The sequence below is a fragment of the Salinibacter sp. genome (assembly GCF_036626415.1).
GTDB lineage: Bacteria > Bacteroidota > Rhodothermia > Rhodothermales > Salinibacteraceae > Salinibacter.
The window spans coordinates 19,128-28,041 of sequence record NZ_JAZKRW010000025.1; the positions used below are offsets into that span (position 1 = coordinate 19,128).

Annotated in this window: 8 protein-coding genes; 3 read left to right on the forward strand and 5 right to left on the reverse strand. The window is 65.1% G+C overall.

The features are described from left to right. Nucleotides 1-83: 83 nt before the first annotated feature. The 4 genes from V5A20_RS04750 to V5A20_RS04765 form a co-directional block, all read right to left on the reverse strand. The gene (locus V5A20_RS04750) at nt 84-1,352 is read right to left on the reverse strand and encodes an aminotransferase class I/II-fold pyridoxal phosphate-dependent enzyme (protein ID WP_332315249.1); all 1,269 of its coding nucleotides are present in this window, start codon (nt 1,350-1,352) and stop codon (nt 84-86) included. Between the two features lie 401 nt (nt 1,353-1,753). Next, nucleotides 1,754-2,467, reverse strand: a complete 714-nt coding sequence (locus V5A20_RS04755) for a DUF5683 domain-containing protein (RefSeq protein WP_332315248.1) — start codon at nt 2,465-2,467, stop codon at nt 1,754-1,756. A gap of 142 nt (nt 2,468-2,609) precedes the next feature. Then, nucleotides 2,610-3,590, reverse strand: a complete 981-nt coding sequence (locus tag V5A20_RS04760) for a ParB/RepB/Spo0J family partition protein (protein WP_332315247.1) — start codon at nt 3,588-3,590, stop codon at nt 2,610-2,612. A 69-nt stretch (nt 3,591-3,659) separates the two neighbouring features. After that, nucleotides 3,660-4,580: a ParA family protein gene (locus tag V5A20_RS04765; protein WP_332315246.1), complete on the reverse strand. Its 921-nt coding sequence runs from the start codon at nt 4,578-4,580 to the stop codon at nt 3,660-3,662. Between the two features lie 313 nt (nt 4,581-4,893). Here V5A20_RS04765 and V5A20_RS04770 point away from each other — a divergent pair, with 313 nt between their 5' ends. From V5A20_RS04770 to rpiA, 3 genes are all read left to right on the forward strand, one after another. Continuing rightward, complete coding sequence (locus tag V5A20_RS04770) at nt 4,894-7,032, forward strand: ATP-dependent helicase (protein ID WP_332315245.1); 2,139 nt, start codon at nt 4,894-4,896, stop codon at nt 7,030-7,032. Between the two features lie 41 nt (nt 7,033-7,073). After that, nucleotides 7,074-7,565, forward strand: coding sequence for a GNAT family N-acetyltransferase (locus V5A20_RS04775; protein ID WP_332326819.1), 492 nt, complete (start codon nt 7,074-7,076; stop codon nt 7,563-7,565). 105 nt (nt 7,566-7,670) lie between these two features. After that, the gene (gene rpiA, locus V5A20_RS04780; protein WP_332326820.1) at nt 7,671-8,366 is read left to right on the forward strand and encodes a ribose-5-phosphate isomerase RpiA; all 696 of its coding nucleotides are present in this window, start codon (nt 7,671-7,673) and stop codon (nt 8,364-8,366) included. Nucleotides 8,367-8,477: 111 nt separating this feature from the next. Here rpiA and V5A20_RS04785 read toward each other — a convergent pair. Further along, on the reverse strand, nt 8,478-8,914 hold a 437-nt coding region (locus V5A20_RS04785), incomplete at its 5' end, for an energy transducer TonB (protein ID WP_332326821.1).

Genomic DNA, 8,914 nt, shown 5'->3' on the forward strand with positions numbered 1-8,914 from the left:
AGAAAACGCCGCCGCTTCCGACGGGGTGTCGGAAAACGACGGCGTCATTACGGACCACATGGGGCCGCTGTTCAGCGACGGACCTACGCGCCCACAGACGTACCGTGGCCGTTCGTCCCGATCACCCCCAGCTTCTTGCCGACCTTGTGAAAGGCGTCCAGAATCTGGTCGAGCTCCTCGTCGGAGTGCGTGGCCATGTAGGAGGTCCGCATGAGGGCCTGCCCCTTCGGCACGGCGGGCGGCACCACGGCGTTGACAAAGACGCCCTCGTCGATCAGGGCCCGCCAGAAGCGGAAGCACTGCTCCATGTCGCCGATGACGACGGGAATGATGGGCGTCTCGCTCTCCCACACGTCGAAGCCCAGGTTGCGGAAGCCGTCGCGCATGTAGTCCGAGATCTCGTGCAGCCGGTCGAGCCGCTCCGGCTCGTTCTGGAGAATCTCCAGCGACTTCAGGACCGTGGCCACGGTGGACGGCGGCATCGACGCACTGAAGATGTGCGTGGACGCTTCGTGACGGATGTACTCGACCACGTCCCGGTCCCCGACGCAGAAGCCCCCAATGGAGGCAAAGCTCTTCGAGAAGGTGCCCGTGATGAGGTGCACATCGTCCTTGCGGCCGAAGGTGGAGGCCGACCCGCGCCCGCCCTCGCCCACGACCCCAATCGCGTGGGCGTCGTCGAGCATGAGGGCGGCGTCAAACTCGTCCGCAAGGTCGAGCAGCTCGGGCACCCGTGCAATCTTGCCACTCATGGAGAAGACGCCGTCGGTGGCGATGAGCTTGCCCGCGTCCGGGCGCTCGGCGTGGGCCCGCTTCAGCATTTTCCGGAGGTGATCAAAGTCGTTGTGGCGGTACCGCTTGGTCTCCGCAAGGCTTTTCTGCGCCCCGGCGTTGATGCAGGCGTGATTGTCTTTGTCCGAAAAAATGATGTCGCCACGTCCCGCCACGGCTTCGAGCACGCCTTCGTTCGTCATGTAGCCGGTGGAGAACAACACGGCCTTCTCCTTCCCCATGAAGTCGGCCAGCCGCTCCTCCAGCTCCAGGTGGAGGTCGAGCGTGCCGTTGAGGAAGCGGCTGCCCGTACAGCCGGTGCCGTACGTGGCCGTCGCCTCCTGCGCCGCCTCCTTCACACGGGGGTCCGCGGTGAGCCCAAGATAGTTGTTCGACCCTGCCATCACGAGCTCATCGCCATTCATGACGGCCCGCGAGCCTTCGCTCTCTTCGATGGGGCGGAAATACGGGTACAGGTCCGCCCGTTTTAACTTGGCGTAGTCGCCCGAGGGATCGAAGAAGCGATGACACTTCTCAAAGAGAGAAGGCTCGTCGTGGGCAGGGGCCTTCGTCTCAGACATCTCGGGCCGGGAAGACTGGCGAGGGGGGCGATCGGGAGTCGTCATAAGAGCGGGAACGCAGTGCGTAATTCAGGACGCGAAGGACAAAAGGATGCCGCGCGTTCGATGGGTGCCCGCGACTGAGCACGATCATGTTGCATCATGATCTTTCTGCATCTAGGTATTGCCGCGACGCTTTGACCGAAAGTAACACGCAATCCCCAAACCCTCTTCGTGCCTTTTAAGGTGGTACGGCTTTGGCGCCAAGATACACGGCAAAACTGATGTGTCAGTACGGACTGCGGCGTACGGGTTTCGCGACGGGTCGGAATCGAAGGGCTTCCAGCCCTTCAGGCAGGCAAGACTTTGGGGCAGTTTTACATCTGCGTCGCCTCATCCCTGAGATACTCTTTCTGTCGCAATTAGAACCGCACGTGGACCCGCAGCCCAACTCCGCTCGGCCGACCAAGTGAAAGTTGTGTGATCTTGCCTCTGGAGCCACTTCGGGGCTCGGCCAGCAGACGCTCTCCCCCGCTCGGGCGCACGTCCAGGGCAACGTCCTCCACGTTAAAGCTCAGCAGATGGGCACTGATGTACGCGTCCAGGACGGTAAGGGCGTAGAACAGGCCCGTGCCTAGAATTGACAGGTCGCGCCAGCGGCGAAACTGGTCCCGCTCATCTCGTAGCTGCGAGGGACTCAGCGGGAGAGACGATTCGTCGGGGGTGCCTCCGGCCTGTCGCACAGCCTCTTCGTACTCTGCCCGAAAGTCCTTCCAGTTCGAGATGGCTTCGGGGATGTCTCCTCCCCCGTTTGACAGGCGCTGTCCCTGGGCAAAGATGGCGGCGCGCCGGTGTAACCGATAGGATCGATTCGTCTCGAAGATGGCGTAGCCGAGTCCCGCCAGGCCCGCGTAGACGAACGGCACCTTGTAGTACTGGCGGTTGTAGAACTGCCCCCAGCCCGGCACCGCGGCTGCCCGCCAGAGCGCCCTGCGGGGAGAATGATCCGGGGGGAACCCTTTCTCCTCCAGGAGCGCAGCCCGGACGCTGTCCGGCTGCGCGGAGGCCGAGTGCACGCCCAGGCCCACCATCAGGAGCACACCGAACAGCCCCAGGCCAATCCCAACACGGCGCATCCGATTCACAGGCACCCGAACGACGACCAGCCAAAAAGAACACAGCGCTTCCCACAGGGACACGCAACGCCTCGCAGGACCACGGGGGGTTTGGGACTCAGCCCGAGGGGGCGGGCGCCTCAGCACAAGCAACGACGCCGGCCTACTCTCCCGTCATCAGCTCCACGAGCCGGTTCAAGTCCTCCTCCGAGTAGTAGGAGATTTCAATCGTCCCCTCGCCATCGCTTCGGTGCTGAATCTGCACCTGCGTACTGAACCGAGAGCGGAGCCGGCTGCGGAGCTCCTCGAACTGGAGGTCATCGCGGTCGGGGGATGTCTCGGAAATGGAGGCGTCCTCCACCGCTTCTGCCTCTGAGGAGTCGCCGTTCTCGTCGCCCTCCTCGTGCCACCGGCGCGCCCGCCGCTCCACCTCGCGCACCGACAGGTCCTCCTCGATGGTGTCTTCAAGCAGCGCCACCTGGGCGTCCGTGTCGTCCATCGCGATGAGGGCGCGGGCATGCCCCATGCTCACCGCTTTGTCCCGCAGCGCGGCCTGGATGCGGGGCGGCAGGCGGAGCAGACGGAGAAAGTTAGACACCGTGGCGCGGCTCTTGCTCACGCGCTCGGCCACCTCTTCCTGCGTCAGGTCACACTCCTCGATGAGGCGCTGGTAACCAAGGGCGATCTCGACGGGATTCAGCTCCTCACGCTGGACGTTTTCGACGAGGGCCATCTCAAGCATCTCTTCCGAGTTGGCCTCGCGGATGAAGGCCGGCAGGTGCTCCATGCCCGCCCGCCGCGCCGCTCGCAGGCGCCGCTCCCCAGAAATGATCTCAAACTCGCCGTCCCCCAAGGACCGCACCGTGATGGGCTGGATGATGCCCACCTGTTCAATGGAGGCGGCCAGCTCGTCGAGCGCACCCTCTTCGAACTCCTGTCGCGGCTGGTACGGGTTGGGCCGGATGCGCTCCACCGCCACCTCCGCAACGCGCCCCAGCAGGCGGGTCCCGTCCTCGAACTGGTACAGTGGGCGCTGCTCCTCCGGCGCCTCGTCGGTCTCCTCCCCTTCCTCCGACGTCTGCTCGTCCTGGTCTTCCGGCAGGAGCGCGTTAAGGCCTTTGCCTAGTGCTGACTTCTTACCCATGCGAAACCGGGAGATCGACGAAAAAGGTGAACGAGGCACTCCATTCTGGAGGCCGCAGTGCGTACGGGGCTACATTGAGAACTCGTCGGCCGGGGTGGCAGAATCCTCTTCGGCCACGGACGACTCCCCGATCGCGTCCGACAGGGTCTCCTGGTCGCCCTCGGACGGCGTATCGATGCTTTCCGCGTCGCCCTGGCCGTTGCGCCCCCGGGACGAATCGAGGTGCTCTTGATTGTTGCTGAGGATTTCGCGGGCAAGGGCCATGTAGTTCTGGGCCCCGGTGCTGGAGGCCTCATACAGCAGGGCCGGCTTCCCAAAGCTGGGCGCCTCCGAGAGGCGCACGTTGCGCTTTACGATGGTTTCGAAGACGCGGTCGCCGAAGTAGCGGCGCACCTCGTCGGCCACCTGATTGGACAGGCGAAGGCGCGTGTCAAACATGGTCATGAGCACGCCCTCAATCTCCAGGTCCGGGTTCAGGTGCTGGCGGACGATCTTGATCGTGTTGAGCAGCTGCCCCAGCCCCTCCAGCGCGAAGTACTCGGCCTGCACCGGAATGAGCACCGAATCGGCGGCGGTGAGCGAGTTGAGCGTGAGCAGCCCCAAGGAGGGCGGGCAGTCGATGACCACGAAGTCGTACTTGCGCCGGATGCGCGGCAGGGCGGCGCTCAGCAGCTTCTCGCGCTGCGTCTCATCGATGATTTCGATCTCGGCCCCGACGAGGTTGATATGGCTCGGCATCATGTCGAGAAACGGCATCTCCGTGCTCATCACGGCGTCGGAGGCGTCCACCTCGCCGATGAGCACCTCGTAGATGGAGGCGTCCACCTCGTCGGACGCGATGCCGATGCCAGAGGTACAGTTGGCCTGCGGATCGATGTCCAGCAGGAGCGTGGGGTGCTCCGTGGCGGCGAGGGACGCCGCCAGGTTGATCGAAGTGGTTGTCTTGCCCACCCCGCCCTTCTGGTTCGCGATCGCAATAACTTTTCCCATAACAAACTACCAAAGAGACAATCTCGCTCGCAAAAGTGGCCGTCCAGACCCGCCCTCGGCAAGGGGCCCTGCGCATCACGACCGGAGAAGCAATCTACGAAAGGCTCTTCCCCAATGTCTACCACCGCCCACGACCGGATCACTCGTCCCGGCCCAGAGGTTTACCGAGTAGCCTTTTTGGTTTGGTCTTGGAACGCACAGGATTGTCTCTCAACCGGCATCTGCCGGTCAGTGTTCTCCCTGCGAAGGACCCTGAGCCCGGCCGGGCCAGATCGGCCTCCCCGCTGCATCACACGACTGCCGCTCCCTTGCCATGGCGCGCCGCATTGTATTGTCGTCGGATCGGGACGAGCCGTCGGGGTCGACCGAGGACCTCACGATCGACTACGACGAGGACCTCAACGACCAGCAGTACGCGGCGGCGACGGCGGGGGAGGGGCCGCTCCTCATCGTGGCCGGGGCAGGCACCGGCAAGACGCGCACCCTCATCTACCGCCTGGCCTACCTGGTCGAGACCGGCACGCGGCCCCAGCAGATCGTCCTCCTCACGTTCACGCGCCGGGCGGCCAACGACATGACCGCCCGCGCCTCCAATCTGCTCGACGGCCGCTGCGAAAAGGTGCGCGGCGGCACGTTCCATGCCTTCTGCCTGGAGGTCCTGCGGCAGCACGCCGAGGCCCTCGGCTTTCCGCGCAACTTTACGGTGCTCGACGCGGCCGACGCCGCCGACGTGCTCAGCGTAATCCGGGCCCGCGGCGACTACGGCGACGGGGAGGAGCGCTTTCCGCAGAAGAACACGCTCTACTCGATGTTCTCGTCGGCCACGAATCGCGACGAGACGCTCGGGGAGACGATTACACAGCGCTACCCACAGTTTACCAACCTGCACGCGGACCTGAAGGCCCTCCGCGACGAGTACCGGCAGTACAAGAAGGCGCACGGGCTCATGGACTTCGACGACCTGCTGGAGCGCACGCTGGAGCTCCTCGAGACGAGCGACGACGTGCGGCACCAGGTGGCCAGCCGCTGCCGGCACGTGCTGGTGGACGAGTACCAGGACACCAATGCCCTGCAGGCCGAGTTGGTCAAGAAGTTCGCGTCGGTCCACGGCAACGTGACCGTGGTGGGCGACGACGCCCAGAGCATTTACAAATTCCGGGGCGCCGACTTCCGCAACATCTTCCGCTTCCCCGACGAGTTCGACGACACCGAGATCCTGAAGCTGGAGCGCAACTACCGCTCCACCCAGCCGATCCTGGACCTGGCCAACCGCGTCATTGAACAGGCCGAGCGCTCGTACGACAAGACGCTCTTCACCGAGGAGACGGAGGGCGAACTGCCGGCCCTCGTTCCCGCCGCCGACGGCGACATGGAGGCCCGCTTCGTGGCCGACATGGTGCTGCGCCTCCGCGAGGAGGGCGTGCCGCTCAGCGACGTGGCGGTCCTCTTCCGCAGCAGTCACAACGCGTACGACCTGGAGGTGGAGCTCAACCAGCGCAACATCCCGTTCGTGAAGTACGGCGGAATGAAGCTCAACGAGGCCGCCCACATCAAGGACGTGCTCGCCCACCTAAAGGTGGTCGAAAACCCGCAGGACGCGGCCTCCTGGAACCGGGCGCTCCAGCTGATCCACGGCATCGGCCCCAAGACGGCCCGCTCGCTCATCGAATGGACGACCGAAGCGGCCGAGGACCCACTGACGCTCGGGGACGACGCCCCGTTCTCCGACCGGTACGCCGCCCGCCTCAAGCAGCTCTTCTCCACGCTCCGCCACGTCCGATCCGAGGACACCTCGGTCACCGAGCAGGTGGAGGCGATCCTCGACTACTACCAGCCCCTGTTCGAGAACAAATACGCCGACGATCATCCCAAGCGGGAGCCGGACCTGGAGCACCTGGCGGGCCTCGCCGCCAACCACGCGTCGCGCCAGCGCTTCCTGTCATCCCTCACGCTCGACCCCATCGAGCTGACGGCGCTCGATCAGGAAGCCGAAGACAGCGACGAGCCGCCCCTCGTGCTGTCGACCATCCACTCGGCCAAGGGCCTCGAATTCCACACCGTTTTCCTCATCCGGGCGCTCGACGGCACCATCCCCTCCCGCCACGCGCTCCGCGAGCCGGGCGGCGTGGACGAGGAACTGCGCCTCTTCTACGTGGCCGTCACACGGGCGGAGGAGGCCCTCTTCATCTCCTACCCGATGACGCAGTACCGGCGCGGACAGGGCGAGTACATGACCACACCGACCCGCTTCGTCGACGACGTGCCGGACGACGTGCTCGAGCCGGTGCAGCTCGTGGAAGAGGACGCCGTAGACGGGGATTCCCCGGACGCCTCCGAGGCGAACGACGAAATGCCCTCCTCCCAGAACGGAGAGGCCCCGGCGTCCACCGAGTCCGCACGGGACGACGGTCCCCCCGACGACCCTGCCAACGCCGACGGCCTTCCGTTCTAGCCGACATGCTTCTGATCCTTCGCCCCATTATTCGCCCTGTTATGAGGACGCCGCGCGAGCACTCCCTTTCGTCCAAGGCCACCGAGGCGGCCGAGGTGCCACTCGACATCGTAGAGGTGGGCATGGAACAGCTCGATACGATTCGTCGCCTCAACGTCGAAATCTTCGACGACGCCCACATCATCGAGACGTTCGAGCGGGACGACCTGCTCATGCTGCTCGCCCGCACGGCGGGCACCGCTGTGGGCTTCAAGCTGGGCTACCGACTCAATGAGGCCACCTTTTACAGTGCCAAAGGGGGCGTCCATCCCGCCCACCGCCGCAGCGGCATCGCCCGGGCCCTGCTCTACGCCATGCTCGACGTCGTAGCCCAGCGCGGCTACGAGCGCTTCGTGTACGACACGTTTCCGAACAAGCATCCCGGCATGACGGTCCTCGGCCTCGATGAGGGCTTCGAGGTCATTCGGGCCGGCTACAGCGCCAAGTATCAGGACTACCGCCTGCGCTTCGCGTGGACCTTCGACGAGGCGTGACCCCAGCGGCTGCCTGTCCGCCCCCCGGACGACGGAGTGCGGACTGCCCCTTGCCTCTCACGACCGTTCCTTCCGCCAGCTCTGGTCTCTCTCCCTTCTCCCTCCATGGATCGCGACTCCGCCAAGCAGGCCGCCGCGGAGGCGGCCGTCCAGTTCGTGTCTGACGGCATGTGCGTCGGGCTCGGGTCGGGCTCGACGACTGCCTACGCCCTCGAATTTCTTGGCCGCCGGATACAGGCCGAGGGGCTCGACGTGCGCGGCGTGCCCACCTCGTTCGCCACGGAGCGCCGGGCCCGCACCCACGGCATTCCGCTCACGTCACTCGACGACGTCCCTACCCTCGACCTCGCGCTCGACGGGGCCGACGAGGTGGACGACGCCTTTCGCCTTATCAAGGGCGGCGGGGGGGCACACGCCCGTGAGAAGGTGGTGGCCAACCAGGCCGACCGGTTCGTGGTGCTGGTCGATCCCACGAAAGAGGTGGAGCGACTCGGCACCCAGTTTCCGGTGCCGGTCGAGGTCCTTCCCATGGCCGCGACGCCGGTGATGAACGCACTGGAGGCGGCCGGAGCCTCCCCCACGCTCCGAACGGCGGACGCCAAAGACGGTCCTGTGGTCACCGACCAGGGCCTCTGGATCATCGATGCACGGTTTCCCGGGGGCATCGACGCGCCGGAGGCCCTCAACCGCATGCTCTGCGATCGCCCCGGCGTGCTCGACCACGGCCTGTTCCTGGAGATGGCCACCGACGTTCTCGTGGGCCGTCCCGATGGGTCGGTCGATCCCCGTTCGGCGTCCTGACCTCGCCCACTGGTTGGCCCCTCCCCAAGGACCCGGGCCAAAACAAAAACGCGCACCGTGGGGCCTCCACGGTGCGCGTTCGAAAAGGGAGCGGTACGATGGACGGATACGCTACTGAAGCCGAAAGGTCACGGGAAGCGACATCTGCACCTTCACGGCCTGACCGCGCTGCTTTCCGGGCTTAAACTTCTGGTCCTTGACCGCCTTGATCGCCTCCTCATTGAGGAGCTTGTGGACCCCGCGCGTCACCTTCGGGTCTCGCACGTTGCCCTGCTCGTCCACGACGAACTGCACAATGACGCGGCCCTCGATGCCCGCCTTCTTCGCAAACTCCGGATAGTCAACCGACTCCGAGAGCGCCTTCATGCCGCCGATCAACTCGGGCTGATTCTCGACGACCATGAAGATCTCCTGCTCCTCTTCCTCCTCTTCTTCGTCCTGAGGCGGCCCCTGGCTGGTATCCAGCCGATCGTCCATGTCGAGCGAGGCGTCAAAGTCCGCCTGATTTTCGATCACCTCATTGTTGGGCACCTCCTGGGGCACCGGGG